Below are 16591 nucleotides of genomic sequence, written 5' to 3' on the forward strand. Positions count from 1 at the left end.
AAGTTTGAAAGAAAAGGAAGGGACATGTCGTCCTATGTCGAATATTGAGATTGAAAAATAAATTCTGCCAATGAGGTGGTGGTCGATGGAGACGGCGACTTTTGTGACTCGGCTGTTGGAGGAAGCGATTGACGCCGGGGCCAGTGACCTGCATATCGAACCGGGAGCGGAGCGCTTGCGGATCCGTCAGCGGGTGGACGGCTTTCTGATCCCGGTCGATGCTCCTCCGAGGGAGGAGACGGCCCCGCTCATCTCTCGGATCAAGGTGATGGGGCATCTCGATATCGGAGAGAAACGGTTGCCCCAGGACGGGGCGTTAAGTTTGACCCACCGGGGAGAAAAGGTGGACGTCCGAATATCCAGTCTTCCCACTTTGTACGGGGAAAAGCTGGTGCTGCGGCTTCTTCGCAACCGTCCCGGGAAGATGACCCTGTCCGAACTGGGAATGGGGGAGACGGAGATGAAGCGGCTTCGGGAAATCATCGGACGTCCGGGTGGGCTGGTTCTGGTTACCGGGCCCACGGGAGCGGGGAAGACGACCAGCCTGTACGCCATTCTCCAGGAACTGAACCGGGAGGAGTGGAACCTGGTCACACTGGAGGACCCCGTCGAATTCCAGCTCCCGGGGGTGAATCAGATCCAGGTGAACAACAAGTCGGGCCTGACTTTTGCCCGTGGATTGCGTGCCGTATTGCGTCAGGATCCCAACATCATCATGGTCGGGGAAATCCGCGACAAAGAAACAGCGGACATTGCGGTCCGTGCGGCATTGACGGGTCATCTTGTCTTGTCCACCCTTCACACCGTGGATGCCTGCAGTTCGATCACCCGGTTGTTGGACATGGGAATGGAGCCTTACCGGATTGCATCGGCATTGACCGGTGTCGTGGCTCAGCGGCTGGTGCGCCTCATCTGCCGGGGATGCGGGGGAAAGGGTTGTGATGCCTGTCGTCAGTCGGGATACAAAAACCGGACCGGCGTATTTGAAGTGCTGGCGGTGATGGAAGACTTTCATCCGCTGATCGTGGACAGAGAGCCTTTGTCCCGTCTTCGGCGAACGTTCCGTAAAGCGGGAATGCGTTCCCTTTCCGACGGGGTGTTGGAAAAAGTGATGCGCGGAGAAACCACGTTGTCCGAATTTCACCGGGTGGTGGATGTCCATGACTGACGGGTGGAAAAAAAGGTGGAGCGCGGAACGGTTGGCGGGATTCAGTCAGTACTTGTCCCATCTCCTGGAGGCCGGGCTTCCCCTGATGCCCAGTATCCGGCTTTTGTCAGAGCAACAGGTGATCCGGGAGGAGGAAGGGAGAAGGATTCAGACCCGTCTGGATCAAGGGCACAGTTTTTCCGTCTCCCTTCAAAAGGAAGGGCTTCCCCCGCTTTTTGTCTCCCTGATCCGGGCGGCGGAAGAGTACGGGGATTACGTCTTTGGGCTGCAGCAATGCGAAACGTATTATCGGGAAAAGGGACGGCTGGCCAGGGAACTGACACGGGCCCTCACCTATCCCGTGGTGGTTCTGATATTGGTCCTGCTGGCTTTTCTGTTTTTGATGATCACGGTGGTGCCCCGGTTTGCCGAACTTTACGAAACGATGGGGCTGACTTTGCCTCTCTATACCCGGGTGTTCATTTCCCTTCACGCCTCGATGCGGACGGTTTCCTTCGGTGTGGGAGCGGTATTCGCTCTCGGACTTCTCTTCTTCATCATCATACGCCGCCTCCCCGCCGAGACACGGGAGCGTTGGACTTCCCCGTTGTATGGCCTGCCGGTGATCCGTGGTTATTTCGCTCTGCGGTTCACTCACTACCTGTCCATTCAGCTGGGCTCCCTCCTGCGTTCGGGACTTCCTTTGTTGAAAGCGGTGGAAGTCGTGGAAACCCTTACGCCGTGGAGGCCCCTTCGAGAGGGGATCCGTCGTTTGAAAAGAGGACTGCTGCGGGGGGAGTCTCTTCACCATGCCTTGGAACGGGAAGGGGACCTGTTTCTTCCCTCCCTTCACCGGCTGGTGGCCCTGGGGGAAGAGTCCGGAAGTCTGGACTGTTCCCTCCTGGGTCTGGCCAAGAGTTCGGAGATGATGATCAAGGAGCGTCTCGATCGGCTCACCCGGGGTATCGAACCGGTGCTCATCTTCCTGATCGGGGTGGTGATGGCAGCCACCGTACTGGCTCTCTTCCTGCCGATGTTGCAATTGGTGAAGGCGATATAAAGAAGGAGGAAGTAATGAAACGGTTCAGTTTACAGCGTGATGAACGCGGGTTTACGTTAATCGAGATGTTGGTGGTTCTGTTCGTGATCGGGGTGATCATCGCCATCGCACTCCCCAACCTGAAAGCGGCGGGGGAGTCGGCGCAGATGAAGGCTTGTGAGGCGAACCGGAAGCTGATCGGCTCCCAGGCCGACAACTACTACCTGGAGCTGGGAAGTTATCCCGACAGCGTCGCCAAGATGAAACAGCGGGGATATCTTCGAACAGTTCCCACCTGTCCGGCCAAAGGGAAATACGTGATCCGGAAAAACGCGCCGGTGGAGAAAAGGGTCCATTGCACGGTCCATGGTGACTAAAGGGATCGGGAGAGATGAGGGCGGTTGGAGTATGGTGGAGTTGACCGTCACCCTGGCCTTGGTCGGACTGCTCACCGCTCTGGTTCTCCCTGCTTTTGTGCAAATGGGGGACCGGTTGGAACGGGAGCGGTTTCTGGAACTTCTCGCTGAAGATGTGCGGCTGGCCCAGAGGGAAGCACGGGCCCGGGAAACCGAAACTTTCCTTCAGGTGGAAGGGGAGGGGACCTCTTATTCCGTTTACCGGGGAAACTCCCGCCTGCGAAGGGAGAAGGTTCCCGGGAAAATGCGTCTGGAAAGCAATTATCCCTCCGGACGGCTCGTTTTCCGGAAGTCGGGACAGATTCGGGGCGGCACGGTCCGCCTGATGGACGGGGGGAAACCGGCGGGCAAAGTGGTGGTTCAGGTGGCCTCCGGGAGACCCCGGGTGGAGGTGGTGCCGTGATCCGTGGAGAAAAGGGATTCACCCTGGCGGAGACCGTGACGGCCCTGATGGTTTTCGGGGTGTTGCTTTCCGTGGTTCTCCCCCTTCTCGGGGAACTGAAGGTCCAACACCGGATGAATGCCCGGAAGATGGAGGCTGTGTTGCTGCTGCAGTCGGAAATGGAGCGGCTTCAGACCGTCCCGGGTCCTTCCGAAGGAAGCCGAAAGGAAAAATCGGAAGGAACGGTCTATCGGCTTCGGTGGGAAAAAAAGAAGGTGGCACCGCACCTTGCGGGCACCTATGTGGAGGTTGTATGGAACGACGCCGGAAAGAAAGAACGGAAACGAAGCCTCAAGACCCTGAACTATACACATTAGTCAGGGGAGAGGAAGGGTTTACGTACGTGGAGCTGGCGGTCGTGCTTTCTTTGCTGGCCCTGATGATTCCGGTCTTCCTGGCCGTCGGCCTGGAGCTGGAAAAGGGCGTGAAAAAAATCACCGCGGAAGAGGAGCTCCGGTCCGAGGCGGGGGCTTTCACGGCCGATGTCCGGGAGGACATTCAGAGAGGCCGGAATTTTCGTCTGTCCCCGGAGGGGTGGCTGCTTTTTGATCTTCCCTCGGGGGAGACTGTCCGGTACAAACAGCACCGGCGCCGGGTGATCCGTAGCGTGCGGCCTCCGGGACATACCGCCTTCAGGGGGACGACGGTGCTGGTGCACCACGTGTATTTCATCTCGTTCGAACCCCGCCGTGATGGAGTCGGCATCGAACTCGGCATGCAAAACTGGCACGGGGATTACGACCGGAAGTTCTTTGTCGGGGGGAGGTTGACGGAGTGAAATCCCGAGCGAAAGCCGTCGCTTTGGACGAAAGCGGATTGGCCCTCCCGTTGGCGCTTGCTGTCACCGTGTTGGCTTTCCTGTTGGCGACAGCGGCTCTCTCTGCGTATTCCCGCTTCTTGGAGACGGCGGAATTGGATTGGAAAGAGACCCGGGCGGAATATGCCGCGGAGAGCGGCGTCGCCCGGATGCGGCAGAAGGTTTGTCGTGACCTCACTTGGCGCCGCCCCCTGGCCACCCCGATGAACGGCATTCAAACCCGCACCACCGTGGAGACGACGGGAAAGGGGACCCTTGAAATCCGGTCCGTCGCCCGGGGCGAAGGGGTGAAGCAGACGATCACGGCGGAAGTGGATTCAGCCACTTGTTCGATCCTCCGGTGGGAACCGTGAACAGCATCATTCATCCACCCCTGATCAAAAAAATGGAGGGGTGGTTTTGTTTTTCCGATGGCCGCGTAAAAGACCGTTAAAAAATGAAACCTACGTTATAGATCTATTTAAAATAAGGTACAATACAGTCACAATGAAAAAATATCACGACGATGGGTCGGTTATTAATTTTATAAGACAGAATCGCAACCGGATTGTATAATCTTAATATACTTTGGAAAGAACTTTTTAAAAAAGGGGATAAGATGTATGGAACTCAATCAACAACAATTGGAGGAGCTTATTGAGAAAAAGATTCGCAGGGTCATCCGGGAGGAAAATGCCTTGTTGCTTTCTGCCTTAAACACCGGGATCAGCCAGAGTTTACAACTTTATCTGCAAAATGATACAAGCGCTTTTAAAGTTGCAGATGAGGCGGACGAGACGGATATGAACAGGGGCGGCTTGGTGGAAGAAACCGATGAGGACACAGTCGGGAAGACAGAGGAGGAACCTCCTCTTATTGACTACAGTCGGACAAAAGGAATTCATAAAAAAACGATTCAAACGGCCGAGATTGTCGCTGAATGTCTTCGGGAACAGGGGGAACTCCGTTTGGCCGAGCTTCGTGAAGAGGTGAAGAAACGAGGCGGGAACTTGGGGGCGAACCCCACGATCTTGATGAAAACAATCGAGAGGATCAGTCCCGTGATCAAAAAAACGGGACGTGGCCGCTACACCTACGATCCTTCATAAAACGGAACGTCACAACAGTACAAAATCCCCTGATATTTTTTATCGGGGGATTTTTTGTATTGAGAAGTGAGTATTGATGCCTGATTGCTTGAAAGTGAGATATGATTGTCACCAGCGTGCGCATGGCGTCTGTAAACTTGCGGCAGCTTTTGTTTGAAAATCGGGCACCCAAACCGGGGCGTCCGGCTTTTGATGTTTCCAGCGGTTTTTCGTGTTTAACCATCTTCAATGGGGGATTGAATTTATCCTTACGGAACGGAATGGGAGCTGTTCCGAACACTGGATTGGAACCGGGTATGCAGAGTAATGAAGAAGCCGTTCATCGTAAACACAGATGACGTAAAACGGATCTCCGCCCCGATTGCTTATTTGTCGATCCGTCGCCCCTCCGGTCGTTTGCCGAAACCGCCGAATCCGCGTTGCAATCCAGCCGCTGAATCATCCCGGTGCCGTGGTATAATGGCGGAAACGTTTATTCATGGGAGAGATGCGGATTTGCAACCTCAGCACCTGATCCTGATCGGATTTATGGGAACCGGCAAGAGTACGGTCGGTCGGATTTTGGCCGACCGGCTGGGTCGGCCCTGGACAGATACGGATACCGAAGTGGAACGAAAGACGGGAAAAACCATTCCGGAGCTCTTTCGGGAGAGAGGGGAGATCTTCTTTCGGGAGTGGGAGAAACGGATCCTGGAAGAGCGGCTCCAAAAAGAGTCCGGGGTCATCACCACAGGAGGTGGGATCGTGCTGGATCCCACCAATGTGAAGCGGATGAAGGAGGCCGGCTGGGTGGTCACCCTGGACGCCTCGGAGGAGGAACTGATCAGACGGCTCGATCATGATCCCTCCCGTCCCCTTCTTGCCGGGGATTTGCGGGAGCGGGTGAGGAAGCTGAAACGGGAAAGAGCCGGAGCTTACGATTTTGCCGATCTGTATCTGGACACCACCGATCTTGCCCCTTTGGAAGTGACGGAGCGGATTCTGGAGAAATGGAAAGAGGTCACGGGGAGCGCCGGGGTTTAAAGCGCTTTTCCTTGGTTAAGCTAGAACCAGGAGGTGACACCCGTGTCGACACAGGATTACCTGAAGTTTCTGGTCCAGGAGATGGTCAAATACATGGACACTCCCAAGGACCAGCGCAAGGAGCAGCGAATCATGCGGCGTGATCAGCGCCTTCCCTGGATCTACCGATGGTTCGGCATCATCCCTTTCGGGATGAAGATGTATGTTGAAAAGAAAAAACCCCGCACGATACGGGGAGATTCGACATGAAGCAGGAAAGCCAATCCTACAAACTGGTCAACCTGAAGGACCGGGACGATATCATCCAACGGATTACCCAGGCCGAACAGGAACTGAACGGGATGCTGAACGGACGTGTGGCATTGATCGCTTATATTAAAGAAGACGAATAAAACAGGGAAAAGAAGGTGGAACAAATGAACGCTCGAGTGGCTGTGGAAGACGGATTGCAACCTGTGAGCCAGTATCTTCAAATCCAGGGGTGTCAGGTGGTCAAGCTGGACGAGGGCAGCGCCCAAAACTGTGACTGCTGCGTTATTTCCGGCGGGGACAAGGACATGATGGGAATGCAGGACACCATCGGGGAAATGCAGGTCATCAATGCGGAAGGAATGACACCGGAAGAGGTGTACCAGGCAGTCCAACGCGGAATGAATCAGCAAAATAACCAACAAAACCTGCAGTGAACGGAAGGTCGGAAATATAAAGATGTCGTTAAATCTGACTCTCCCGGAGCCGAAGGAAGATTTGGCTCCTTTTTTGCGTATCCGAAATGAGATATAATAAATAAAGTGTGAGTTTCTATGGATTAAAAGGGGCGATACAATTGTTCCATCGCACTCAGACAAGACCGGTGAAAGTCGGTAACATCCAGATTGGCGGAAATGATCAAGTTGTGATTCAGAGCATGACCACGACGAAGACCCATGACATAAAAGCCACTGTGGCGGAAATCAATCGCTTGGAAGAGGCGGGGTGCCAAATCGTCCGGGTGGCTTGTCCGGACATGCGGGCGGCGGAATCAATCCCCGAAATCAAGAAGCAGGTCAACGTTCCCCTGGTGGCCGACATTCACTTTGACTACCGCCTGGCCTTGAAAGCGATCGAAGGCGGAATCGACAAGATTCGGATCAACCCCGGTAACATCGGGAAAAGAGAGAAAGTGGAAGAGGTGGTGAAGGCGGCGAAAGAACGCGGGATTCCGATACGGATCGGGGTGAACGCCGGTTCCCTGGAACGTCGGATTCTGGAGAAGTACGGTTATCCCACCGCCGATGGAATGGTGGAGAGCGCCTTGTACCACATCGGCATTTTGGAGGATCTCGATTTCCATGACATTGTGGTTTCCCTGAAAGCCTCCGATGTGCCGCTGGCCATCGAAGCCTACACCAAAGCGGCGGAGAAAATCAAATATCCCCTTCACCTGGGGATCACCGAGTCCGGAACCTTGTTTTCCGGAACGGTCAAAAGTTCAGCGGGAATGGGAGCGATCCTTTCCAAAGGCATCGGCTCCACGATTCGCATCAGCCTGAGCGCCGATCCGGTGGAAGAGGTGAAAGTGGCACGCGAACTGCTGAAGAGCTTTGGCCTTGCGGCCAATGCGGCCACCCTGGTTTCCTGTCCCACATGCGGCCGCATTGAAATCGATTTGATCAAGATCGCCAACGAGGTGGAAGAATACATCTCCAAGATCAAAGCGCCGATCAAAGTATCGGTGCTGGGCTGCGCGGTGAACGGACCCGGGGAAGCCAAAGAAGCGGACATCGGGATCGCCGGAGGCCGGGGAGAAGGCCTGCTGTTCCGTCACGGAAAAACGATCCGCAAAGTTCCCGAAGATCAAATGGTGGAAGAACTGAAAAAAGAAATCGACAAACTGGCCGAAGAGTATCGCCAAAAACAGGAACGGGAAGAACAGAACGCCTGACGACATTCAAAATAGAAATTTCAGCCGACCGAACAGGTCGGCATTTTTTGTCCCCTGATTATAAAAACGGATCTTTCCAGACAAAATGAGGATACCGGTATGGACGGACCGGAAAAAAGATGGAATAGAACCCATCCGGCTGTGTGATACTAATAACGATTCAACGAGAAGGAGGGAATACTGTGAGCGCTTTATCGCGACTCGCTTTGATCTTAGTTATCGTTGGAGCTTTGAACTGGCTCTTGATCGGCCTGTTCCAGTGGGACCTTGTATCCGCCTTGTTCGGCGGGGATGCGATCCGCGAATCTTCCGGTTTCAGCCGCTTCATTTATGCCTTGGTCGGACTGGCCGGAATTTATGCCATTCGGTTTTTGTTCGATGACCGTGTTCCCGCCCGCGAGACCCAGTGATAAAAGCAAACAAAGATCGCAAAAACAGTGCCGGGAATCTTTCGCAAGAGAGGTTGCCCGGTGTTTTTCTTTTTGTTCGGAGACGATCATACGTATGGTCATGGTAAAATGAGACAACGGGCACGGTGGAAGAATAAAAATAAGGAGAAACGGAGAAAGGGTGGGGATACCATGAAACCGGCCATTGGAGTGACTCTGTCGAAAAGGCGGAAGGAAAATCTTTTTACACTGAAGAGGGACAACAGCGACGCGGTACTGGAAGCCGGAGGGGTGCCCTTCCTGTTGCCCCACACCCGGGATCCGGAGGTGATCCGCCGCATGGCGGAACAGATGGATGGGCTGCTTTTGACCGGGGGAGACGATATCGACCCTTCTCTTTTCGGGGAAGAACCACAGATCGGACTGGGGGAAGTGGAGCCGGAACGGGACCGGATGGAGATCGCCCTGTCGAGAAAGATGGTGGAAGCGGGAAAGCCCGTCCTGGCTCTGTGCAGAGGGTGTCAGATCCTCAGCATCGCCCTCGGGGGGGATATGTACCAGGATCTGTTCAGCCAACGGGAAGGGCTGATTCAGCATGTGCAGCGGGGACCCCGGGACTACCCTTCCCACAGCATCACCATTCAAAAGGGTTCTCTTTTGGAGAAAATAGCCGGATCGAACCGGCTCCGGGTGAACAGTTTTCACCATCAGGCCGTACGGAACATCCCGGAGGGGTACACCGTTTCCGCCACTGCCCCGGACGGGGTGGTGGAAGCCTTCGAAGCGGACGGGGAGAGGTTCGTATTGGGCTTACAATGGCACCCGGAAAATCTGTACCGAAAGGACGACTTTGCCCGCCGAATCTTCCGTGCCTTCGTGGAGGCGTGCGAGCAGACTGCCTTGAAACGAAAAACCGCACGGTGATCCGTGCGGTGAATCCTATTTCCCCCGTACATAGCGGGCGCTGAAGAGAAAGAGACGCATCAGGAGAAAGAGGGAGGGCACCAGGAGCAGAAAGCCCGCGATGAAAGACAGGATCAATGCCCATCCCATGTCGGAATGGGTGAGTCCGGACTGGATCGTGATATAGGGATAAAGAAGGTAAGGCAAGTGGGAGCTGCCGTAACCGAAGAAGGCAAAAGCGAACTGCAACATGACCAGGATGAACGCCCAGCCCAATCCTTTCCGCCACCAGATCAGGTAAACGGCACCAAGGAAACAAGCCAGGGACAAAAGAAACGCCCAGGCGATATCCAACATGTTTTGAAAGTGGGTCATGTTGTGGCGGGACAAGGCCATGAATACCCAAACGCTCGCCAGAATGGTGGGACCGCTCCAGAAAAGGGCGTATTGGCGCAGCACTTCGAATGCGGGCCCGTCTTCCGCTTTGTGAGCGTAATAAGTGAGGAAAGCGGCGCTGATGAAAAGGACGCTGACCAAGGCGAGAAAAACGACGGCCCAAGAGTAGGAACTCGTCAGAAGGTTCCAGGGAAGAAAAACGACATCCCCCTCCACTTCGCGGATGAACCCCCCTTCCGAAATCGTCAGCACCGTGGACAGCGAGGCGGGAATGAACAGTCCGGTCATCCCGTAGAGAAACATGTACGTGCGGCTTTTCCGGGCACCATAATTGGCAAAGGCGTAGAAGGATCCCCGGATCGAAAGCAGCAGCAAGGCCACTCCTCCCGGCAACAGGAGAGCGGTGCCGTAATAGTAGGCGGTATCGGGAAAAAAGCCGACGATGCCCACGAAGAAGAAGACGAGGAAGACATTGGTCACTTCCCACACCGGGGAGAGATACCGGTTGATCACTTGGTTGATGGTGTGTTCCTTTCCGGTAAGCATGCTGTAATAGGAGAAAAACCCGGCTCCGAAATCGATGGAGGCGACAATCAGATAACCGTACAGAAAGGTCCAGAGGATCGTGATCGCGATCAGTTCCATTTCCATGGTCAGGCCCCCTCCTTCACAGGATGATCCTCCGCTCTTCCATCTCCTTTTCCGGACCCTTGTGGCGGAAAAGGCGGATGAGAACCGAAACGGCAATCACGGCCAACGCCACGTACAAGAGGGAGAACACCATCAGCAGAAGCCCCACGTGATCGGCGGTGGTGGCGGCATCCTCCACCCGCATCACCCCCCGGATAATCCAGGGCTGCCGACCGACTTCCGCGTACATCCACCCCAATTCGATGGCGAGAAAGGAAAGGGGTGCGCCCCATACAATCCCTCTGAGAAGCCAGCGGTTCCAGGGGTTCTTCTTTCTCCACCATGCATAGAGGAACAAAGCGGAGATCAGGATCAGGTAGGTTCCGATCAAGACCATGCCGTCAAACAGATAATGAAGGTAGAGCGGCGGGCGCTCTTCTTCGGGAAATTCGTTCAGGCCGATGATCTCACCATCCGGAGACCCTTTCCCCAGGATGCTCAGCGCCCACGGAATCTTCACGGCTCCCCGGACTTCGTTGTTTTCGTCCAGATAGCCTCCCAGGATCAAAGGCGCTTCCCGCCGGGTTTCAAAATGCCATTCGGCAGCCGCCAGTTTTTCCGGGACGTGTTTGGCCAGGAACTTGCCCGAAAGATCCCCGGCGACGGCGGTGGCGACGGCCAGGACCAGCCCCGCGACCATCGTCATTTTCAGTGCTTTTTTGTGGTATTCCAGGTTTCGTCCTTTTAACAGAAAGTATGCGGCAATTCCACCCAGAAGAAAGGCACAAGTAACATAAGAGGATGAGAGGACATGGGCCACTTTGGACGGGGTGGCCGGGTTGAACATGGCCTCGAGCGGACGGATATCCGTCAGTTCCCCGTTTTCCAGCCGAAATCCGGCGGGGGTGTTCATAAATGCATTGACCGTGGTGATAAACACTGCGGACAAAGAGGATCCGATGATGATCGGGATGGAGGTCAGCCAGTGGATGACCGGTTTTTTAAACCGGTCCCAGGTATACAGATAGATGCCGAGGAAAATGGCCTCAAAGAAAAAGGCGAAAGTTTCCAAAAAAAGCGGCAGGCTGATCACGTTTCCCGCCAATTGCATAAAGCGGGGCCACAAGAGGCTCAACATCAATCCGATGGAGGTCCCGGTGACGACGCCCACAGCCACGGTGATCACAAATCCGCGGGTCCAGCGTCGGGCCATCAGGATATAATGGGGATCCTTTTTATAAATTCCCCAAGCTTCCGCTAACGAAATGAAGACAGGCACACCGACTCCGATGGTGGCCCAGATAATATGGAAGGCCAACGTCTCTGCTGTCAGGATTCGGCTCAGAATGGTGGGATCCATCTTGTTTTCCCCCTCCCAAGTATCGTCTCTCAGAGCTATCATACCCCGGATTTGATTGTGAAAAAATACACAAACTGAGATGTTCACGAAAAGAACACATCGTCGTAAAAAATTGAACAACATTTTTTCACATAAATGTAAATGAAGGTATTCGCGTTTTTGTCTGCCGGTGGACAGGAGAGAGAATATTGTTCATTAGTTAACAAAGTGATTCTCTGGAAGAAAAATCGGAAAGAAGACGTATGGCGATCCCGGTTCCGATCCGCTAATCTGTATTTATGACGAGCCTTTGGATTTATTTATTATGGATCAATGGTATTTCCTTTGTGTTGATGGGACTGGATAAATCCCGGGCGAGAAGGGGGGAGTGGCGAATCGCGGAAAGGACGCTTTTGTTCTGCGGATTCTTGGGGGGTGCAGCCGGGCTTTTCGGCGGTATGAGGCGTTTCCGTCACAAGACGATGCATCCCGCTTTCCGTTACGGCGTTCCGGCCCTGTTTCTTTTCAATCTCCTGACGGTGGCGGCGGTTTACCGTTATCTGGCGGGTTAAATGTCCTGAAGTTGCCAGCGTTTCCTCTCCGTTCCCTGAGAAGAATAGGAACCGAGAGGAGGTGAGTGGTTGAAAGCCATTGTCTGTTTTTTGACGTTCCTTCTGTTTGTACTGGGATGCACACCCGGATCGCCTCCCCGCTCCCGGGAAGATGCCGGACCCGCTTCCCGTCCGGAGGAAGCGAAAGAGGTTCAATCGGAGGATTCCCGGTTGATTCTTCGTCACGACGGGAGGGAGTGGGAGTTGGACCTCTCACAGGTGGGGTTTGACGGAATTGATCCCACCACCTTGGACCGGGGAGCTTTTTACGACTGGTTTGCCGGGGTGGAAAAGGAAATCAACCGTAAGCCGCGTTCCGCCCGGTTCGAGGATCGGAAACTCGTCCCCCATAAAGACGGTCTTAAAGTGGATCGGGCGGTTGTGGATCGTTGGCTTGACGGGATTCACAACTATGTCAACCGACCCCTCGAGGTGCCGGTGCAGGTTTGGAAACCCCGAATTACGACCGGCATACTGAAAAGGATCAAGGAGAAGAGGCTGGGGTCGTACACGACGGTGTACAATCCCAACAACTGGAACCGTACGCATAATATCAAACTCTCCGTCAAAGCGATTGATCACCAGGTGGTTCCGGTGGGAGAAATTTTTTCTTTTAACCGGACAGTGGGGATTCGCACCACTGCCCGGGGGTATCGCCCGGCAAAAGTGATCGTTCAGGGGGAGTACACCGAAGGAATCGGGGGCGGAATCTGCCAAACCTCCTCCACCCTGTTCAACAGTGTGGAACGTGCGGGTTTGCGCATTATCCAGCGTGTCAGCCACAGCAAACGGGTGACTTACGTTCCGGTCGGACGGGATGCCACGGTTTCATGGGGCGGACCGGACTTTCAATTTCAAAACCAGTTGAACCGCCCCATCCTGCTGTCGGCCACGGCCAAAAACGGTGCATTGACGGTGGAGGTCTTCGGTTCTCCCAACACGGTCCATCAGCCGAAAAAGACCAAGGAAGCTCCCAAAACATTGCCCGAATCGGAAAGCGTTCCGTCTCCGGAAAAGAAGCATCCCATCGACGAGGACGCAAAGCTCTACCGAAACGAACCGCTGCCGTCCGACCGCATCCAAGGAGCCGGGAGTCATCGGAACCCGACAGGAGAGCAGGTTGAAACCCGCTCTCCTTTGCTGTGAACCATAGAGGGTTTGTGAAAAAGTGAGCGGCGGCATTTACCCGAAGCCGCTCCGGTTGCACTCACAGAGCACAAGTCTCGCCTGGGTCGCTTGCGCTCCCCGGTCTCGCTATGCACTCACAGAGCACAAGTCTCGCCTGGGTCGCTTCACTCCCCGGTCTCGCTATGCTGTCCCTGCAGGGATGGTTGCACTGTCCGCTCCGAATCATCCGGCTGCGGGCAGGGGCAAACGCCTGCGGATGCAACACAGAGAAGCTTTTGCCCCCAACGCCCTTGCAGGCTGATTCTCCGCTGGGCAGGACAGCAAAGCCGCTATTTCGGGTAAACGCTTCCCTTTTTCTGAGCCTGGACAATAAATCACAACGCTTATAGAGGGTTTTAATAATGATCTAGTCGATCCCATATCATGAACAAAGGCGGAAAATTCCGGATATTTTCAGTCCATTCAACCCTTGTCAACCTTGTGACCGCAGGGATTTGAACGGATCGCACACTTCTTTCCTCATTTTCTAATGAAAATTTTTCATAGACATTTTCCGGTACTTTGCTATAATATAACCGTCTTTTTACCCAGTGGGAAAAAGGAGGTATTGGATGAAAAAAACCCTGATCATCATACTGGGGGTTGCCACCGTCCTGCTGTTATCCGGCACCGTTGTCGGTTATGCCATGATGAACAAAGAGGTCACCGTTACATTCAGCGATAAAGATAAAACCGTCGAAACGAACGTCTTCAACGGAACGCTGGAACAGGCAATGACGGAGGAAGGTTATGATATTCAGGAGTTGAAAAAACAGTATAAACCCAGTATCCCCTGGGATCAACCCATCCGTGAAGATGCCAGGATCAACCTTGCCTGCAACTGCACGGTTTCCCTGAAAGTCGGGGGAAAAGAACCGGAAAAAATGAAGACCCTCCAACCCACAGTCGGGAAGTTCCTCAAGGAACAAAAGGTGGAAGTGGATAAAAACGATGAGATGAATGCCACCTTGGATCAGAAGATTGAAAATGGTATGACCATTGTGGTCGACAAGATCGAAAAGCGGGTTCAGAAGAAAGTTCAATTGACCGACTTTCCCGTTGAGAAAAAAGAAGACCCGGACATTCCCAAAGGGGAAAAGAAAGTCGAACGGGAAGGGAAAAAAGGAAAAGTCATCTACCAGGTGACGGCTCTGTACAAAAACGGGAAAACCATGGTCACGGATCAAAAGAAAATCGACGAAATCAAACCGGTGGCCCAGATCGTGAAAGTGGGCTCGGGAGAAGCGGTGGAAGCTTCCGCGAAGGAAGACACCCAACTCTCTTCCGGTTCCCGGATCGCCGGCTTGAAATACAAAAAAACCATGCAGGCGGAAGCGACGGGATACACCCATACCGGGAACAAAACCGCGACCGGCACGACCCCTCACCGGGGAACGGTCGCCGTCGATCCTGACGTGATCCCCCTCGGCACGGAAATGTACATACCCGGCTACGGCCGCGGTGTGGCGGAAGATACGGGTGGCGCGGTGAACGGAAATATCATCGACCTTTTCTTCGAATCCGAGGAAGAGGCGATCCAATGGGGTCGCCGGAATGTGACGGTTTACATTCTCGAATAGAGTTTTGGAGAATCACCCCTGCGGTACTTTACACTGCAGGGGTCTTCTATTTAAGATGAAATTGGATGGTTTAGAGGAAAATGCATCAGTCTTTTCCAAATATTTTTGTAATGCGGCGGGGAATTCATATATACTACAAAAAAGGACTCTCATACAGGATGTGTCGATAATGCCTGCCACAGCCGGTCGAAACGATCCCTGTCCCTGCGGGAGTGGAAAAAAATATAAAAAATGCTGTGAACGGGTGGTGGCCATCCAATCCGCCGAACAAGCGCGGGAGGAGCGGGAGCGAAAAATCAAATCCCGTCTGGTCACCGAGCTGAACGATTGGTTTGAACGGGTTTGTACCAGGGAAATCGATGAGGAATGGTCGATCCGATTCAAGGAGTTTCTTCATCTTCCGGTGGACAAGCCAATCCCGTCCAGTTTTGCATATACGTATCGTTTTTGGTTGTTGTTTGATGCTCCTTGTTACTGTGGGCAACGTCCGGTTGATTTCTGGCGGAAGCGGGTGCGAAAACGATCGTCCGATGTGGAAAGGTTGATGGATGAACTGTCCGGAGTCCATTTGGGTTGCTATGAAGTAACCGATATACAGGGAGATGAGATTCGCCTTCGCTCATTGACGGAAGACCGTGAGTTTCCTGTCAAGCTGAGTGAGCCCATTCAAAAAGGAATGTTGATGATTGCGCGCCTCTCCCGTTTGGTGAATGGTTATGAGCTGTTTGGCCCTTATACATCTTTTGGGGTTGAGATGAGGGGGGAGATCCTGATGTATTTAAAAAATCAGGTGCAAAAAGAGGGAAATCTGAAGCGTGAATACTGGCAACAAAACGGGTTGCAGGTGCTTGGATGGTTGATGGAACGGGCTCGGGAGAGGGAACAGGCGGAAAAGTTGACGGAAGAGACGGGCCCTGAAATGCTCAGCGAATCAGAGCCGGCCTCCCCCGGAGAAGAAGAAACGCCGGTGATCGCTGCCGGGACGGGTTTGTTCCGGATTCCGAGGGTACCGGAAGAAGAGGCTGTCCTCCCCGAGGTGGTCGGGCAGCAGTTGAATTTGTTTCTGGAAAAACACGTGGCGCGGTTTCAAACCAAGACCCGGGAGTTGTACAGGGAATCATTGGCTCTTTTGAAGGAATACATCGCCGGTTATTTCGGAAAAGGCTTTACTTGGTCTCTTCTGAACGAACGAGTGCTTTCCCATTATTTCGGGGTTTGGTATGTGGACAGCGGGAAGGGGGGGCCGGTGAAGTCGCGGATTTTTCTCAATACGTCAAAGGAGCTGTTCCGGTGGATCCGGGAAGAAGCCATCTGCGATATCTATCCGGACTTTGTTCCGGTGTACAAAGAATGCATCCGTATGCTCCCCCTGTCCTTCGAAGCGGCACGGTGGTTTCGTGAAAATGAATCGTCGATGGAAAGCGAGTCCCCCACTGTGGAAGGGACCTTCAAATTGGCGGTTTCCGCAGCCGGGGTCAGCCTGGAGGCCGGCGGTCAGTGGGTCCCCCTTCAGGTGAATGTGCGGGGCCTGCCCCCCGCCTGGACGGACAGTCGGTTCTGGGTGAACGGAACTTTTTCCGTCACGCTGAGGGGAGCCCGGCTAATTGGAGTCGAAGCGGTTTATCCCAGTTTGGAAATCATGGAGGAACAACCGGTATGAATGAAATGAATCCCCGGGTG

General features: G+C 53.9%; 21 protein-coding genes. 19 read left to right on the forward strand and 2 right to left on the reverse strand.

The features are described from left to right. The first annotated feature begins 85 nt into the window (after positions 1-85). The 15 genes from C8P63_RS01225 to C8P63_RS01290 all read left to right on the forward strand — a co-directional run bounded on the left by C8P63_RS01225 (position 86) and on the right by C8P63_RS01290 (position 9209). Positions 86-1168 (forward strand): GspE/PulE family protein, encoded by a 1083-nt coding sequence (locus C8P63_RS01225; RefSeq protein WP_170109426.1) that lies wholly within the window; start codon positions 86-88, stop codon positions 1166-1168. Beyond that, on the forward strand, positions 1161-2207 hold the full coding sequence (locus C8P63_RS01230) for a type II secretion system F family protein (protein WP_170109427.1): 1047 nt from the start codon (positions 1161-1163) through the stop codon (positions 2205-2207). Before C8P63_RS01225 ends, C8P63_RS01230 begins: the two co-directional genes overlap by 8 nt. Before the next feature lie 14 nt (positions 2208-2221). Then, positions 2222-2563 carry a competence type IV pilus major pilin ComGC gene (locus C8P63_RS01235; protein ID WP_108021502.1) on the forward strand — a complete coding sequence of 114 codons (342 nt, stop codon included), beginning with the start codon at positions 2222-2224 and terminating at the stop codon, positions 2561-2563. A gap of 31 nt (positions 2564-2594) precedes the next feature. Further along, positions 2595-3005, forward strand: coding sequence for a type II secretion system protein (locus tag C8P63_RS01240; RefSeq protein ID WP_108021503.1), 411 nt, complete (start codon positions 2595-2597; stop codon positions 3003-3005). Beyond that, on the forward strand, positions 3002-3361 hold the full coding sequence (locus C8P63_RS01245) for a prepilin-type N-terminal cleavage/methylation domain-containing protein (RefSeq protein ID WP_108021504.1): 360 nt from the start codon (positions 3002-3004) through the stop codon (positions 3359-3361). The genes C8P63_RS01240 and C8P63_RS01245 overlap by 4 nt, the downstream gene beginning before the upstream one ends. Positions 3362-3387: 26 nt before the next feature. After that, positions 3388-3822 carry a hypothetical protein gene (locus C8P63_RS01250; RefSeq protein ID WP_108021505.1) on the forward strand — a complete coding sequence of 145 codons (435 nt, stop codon included), beginning with the start codon at positions 3388-3390 and terminating at the stop codon, positions 3820-3822. After that, positions 3819-4214 carry a hypothetical protein gene (locus C8P63_RS01255; protein WP_108021506.1) on the forward strand — a complete coding sequence of 132 codons (396 nt, stop codon included), beginning with the start codon at positions 3819-3821 and terminating at the stop codon, positions 4212-4214. The genes C8P63_RS01250 and C8P63_RS01255 overlap by 4 nt, the downstream gene beginning before the upstream one ends. A 249-nt stretch (positions 4215-4463) precedes the next feature. Next, a complete protein-coding gene (locus C8P63_RS01260) occupies positions 4464-4949 on the forward strand; it encodes a Rok-like winged helix domain-containing protein (RefSeq protein ID WP_108021507.1) in 486 nt (161 codons plus the stop codon). Between the two features lie 495 nt (positions 4950-5444). Next, positions 5445-5972 (forward strand): shikimate kinase, encoded by a 528-nt coding sequence (locus C8P63_RS01265; RefSeq protein ID WP_245920613.1) that lies wholly within the window; start codon positions 5445-5447, stop codon positions 5970-5972. Positions 5973-6014: 42 nt separating this feature from the next. After that, entirely contained in the window at positions 6015-6221 is a 207-nt protein-coding gene (locus C8P63_RS01270; RefSeq protein ID WP_245920614.1) for a YqzE family protein, read from the forward strand. After that, positions 6218-6364, forward strand: a complete 147-nt coding sequence (locus tag C8P63_RS18860) for a hypothetical protein (protein WP_170109428.1) — start codon at positions 6218-6220, stop codon at positions 6362-6364. Before C8P63_RS01270 ends, C8P63_RS18860 begins: the two co-directional genes overlap by 4 nt. Positions 6365-6388: 24 nt before the next feature. Beyond that, positions 6389-6658 (forward strand): YkuS family protein, encoded by a 270-nt coding sequence (locus tag C8P63_RS01275; RefSeq protein ID WP_108021510.1) that lies wholly within the window; start codon positions 6389-6391, stop codon positions 6656-6658. 134 nt (positions 6659-6792) lie between these two features. Then, complete coding sequence (ispG, locus tag C8P63_RS01280) at positions 6793-7896, forward strand: flavodoxin-dependent (E)-4-hydroxy-3-methylbut-2-enyl-diphosphate synthase (RefSeq protein WP_108021577.1); 1104 nt, start codon at positions 6793-6795, stop codon at positions 7894-7896. 182 nt (positions 7897-8078) lie between these two features. Further along, positions 8079-8306, forward strand: coding sequence for a DUF378 domain-containing protein (locus C8P63_RS01285; RefSeq protein ID WP_108021511.1), 228 nt, complete (start codon positions 8079-8081; stop codon positions 8304-8306). A gap of 171 nt (positions 8307-8477) precedes the next feature. Beyond that, positions 8478-9209 (forward strand): gamma-glutamyl-gamma-aminobutyrate hydrolase family protein, encoded by a 732-nt coding sequence (locus tag C8P63_RS01290; RefSeq protein WP_108021578.1) that lies wholly within the window; start codon positions 8478-8480, stop codon positions 9207-9209. Positions 9210-9224: 15 nt separating this feature from the next. On the opposite strand, the gene C8P63_RS01295 is transcribed toward C8P63_RS01290, so the two are convergent. Both C8P63_RS01295 and C8P63_RS01300 read right to left on the reverse strand, forming a co-directional pair. After that, positions 9225-10235: a cytochrome d ubiquinol oxidase subunit II gene (locus C8P63_RS01295; protein ID WP_108021512.1), complete on the reverse strand. Its 1011-nt coding sequence runs from the start codon at positions 10233-10235 to the stop codon at positions 9225-9227. Positions 10236-10251: 16 nt separating this feature from the next. Beyond that, positions 10252-11574: a cytochrome ubiquinol oxidase subunit I gene (locus C8P63_RS01300; RefSeq protein ID WP_108021513.1), complete on the reverse strand. Its 1323-nt coding sequence runs from the start codon at positions 11572-11574 to the stop codon at positions 10252-10254. 278 nt (positions 11575-11852) lie between these two features. On the opposite strand from C8P63_RS01300, the gene C8P63_RS19685 reads away from it, so the two are divergent. From C8P63_RS19685 to C8P63_RS01320, 4 genes are all read left to right on the forward strand, one after another. Next, entirely contained in the window at positions 11853-12125 is a 273-nt protein-coding gene (locus C8P63_RS19685; protein WP_108021514.1) for a DUF1294 domain-containing protein, read from the forward strand. Positions 12126-12194: 69 nt separating this feature from the next. Then, positions 12195-13310 carry a VanW family protein gene (locus C8P63_RS01310; protein WP_108021515.1) on the forward strand — a complete coding sequence of 372 codons (1116 nt, stop codon included), beginning with the start codon at positions 12195-12197 and terminating at the stop codon, positions 13308-13310. 593 nt (positions 13311-13903) lie between these two features. Continuing rightward, complete coding sequence (locus C8P63_RS01315; RefSeq protein WP_108021516.1) at positions 13904-14911, forward strand: resuscitation-promoting factor; 1008 nt, start codon at positions 13904-13906, stop codon at positions 14909-14911. Positions 14912-15080: 169 nt separating this feature from the next. Next, on the forward strand, positions 15081-16571 hold the full coding sequence (locus C8P63_RS01320) for an SEC-C metal-binding domain-containing protein (RefSeq protein ID WP_245920615.1): 1491 nt from the start codon (positions 15081-15083) through the stop codon (positions 16569-16571). The last annotated feature ends 20 nt before the right edge of the window (positions 16572-16591 follow it).

It is taken from the genome of Melghirimyces profundicolus (assembly GCF_003054245.1).
Classification (GTDB): Bacteria; Bacillota; Bacilli; order Thermoactinomycetales; family DSM-45169; genus Melghirimyces; species Melghirimyces profundicolus.

Coding starts and splice junctions, on each gene's coding strand:
- C8P63_RS01290 (WP_108021578.1), top strand. CDS start 8,478: ATGAAACCGGCCATTGGAGTGACTCTGTCGAAAAGGCGGAAGGAAAAT.
- C8P63_RS01225 (WP_170109426.1), top strand. CDS start 86: ATGGAGACGGCGACTTTTGTGACTCGGCTGTTGGAGGAAGCGATTGAC.
- C8P63_RS01235 (WP_108021502.1), top strand. CDS start 2,222: ATGAAACGGTTCAGTTTACAGCGTGATGAACGCGGGTTTACGTTAATC.
- C8P63_RS18860 (WP_170109428.1), top strand. CDS start 6,218: ATGAAGCAGGAAAGCCAATCCTACAAACTGGTCAACCTGAAGGACCGG.
- C8P63_RS01300 (WP_108021513.1), bottom strand. CDS start 11,574: ATGGATCCCACCATTCTGAGCCGAATCCTGACAGCAGAGACGTTGGCC.
- C8P63_RS01240 (WP_108021503.1), top strand. CDS start 2,595: ATGGTGGAGTTGACCGTCACCCTGGCCTTGGTCGGACTGCTCACCGCT.
- C8P63_RS01295 (WP_108021512.1), bottom strand. CDS start 10,235: ATGGAAATGGAACTGATCGCGATCACGATCCTCTGGACCTTTCTGTAC.
- C8P63_RS01230 (WP_170109427.1), top strand. CDS start 1,161: ATGACTGACGGGTGGAAAAAAAGGTGGAGCGCGGAACGGTTGGCGGGA.
- C8P63_RS19685 (WP_108021514.1), top strand. CDS start 11,853: ATGACGAGCCTTTGGATTTATTTATTATGGATCAATGGTATTTCCTTT.
- C8P63_RS01315 (WP_108021516.1), top strand. CDS start 13,904: ATGAAAAAAACCCTGATCATCATACTGGGGGTTGCCACCGTCCTGCTG.
- C8P63_RS01320 (WP_245920615.1), top strand. CDS start 15,081: ATGCCTGCCACAGCCGGTCGAAACGATCCCTGTCCCTGCGGGAGTGGA.
- C8P63_RS01275 (WP_108021510.1), top strand. CDS start 6,389: ATGAACGCTCGAGTGGCTGTGGAAGACGGATTGCAACCTGTGAGCCAG.
- C8P63_RS01260 (WP_108021507.1), top strand. CDS start 4,464: ATGGAACTCAATCAACAACAATTGGAGGAGCTTATTGAGAAAAAGATT.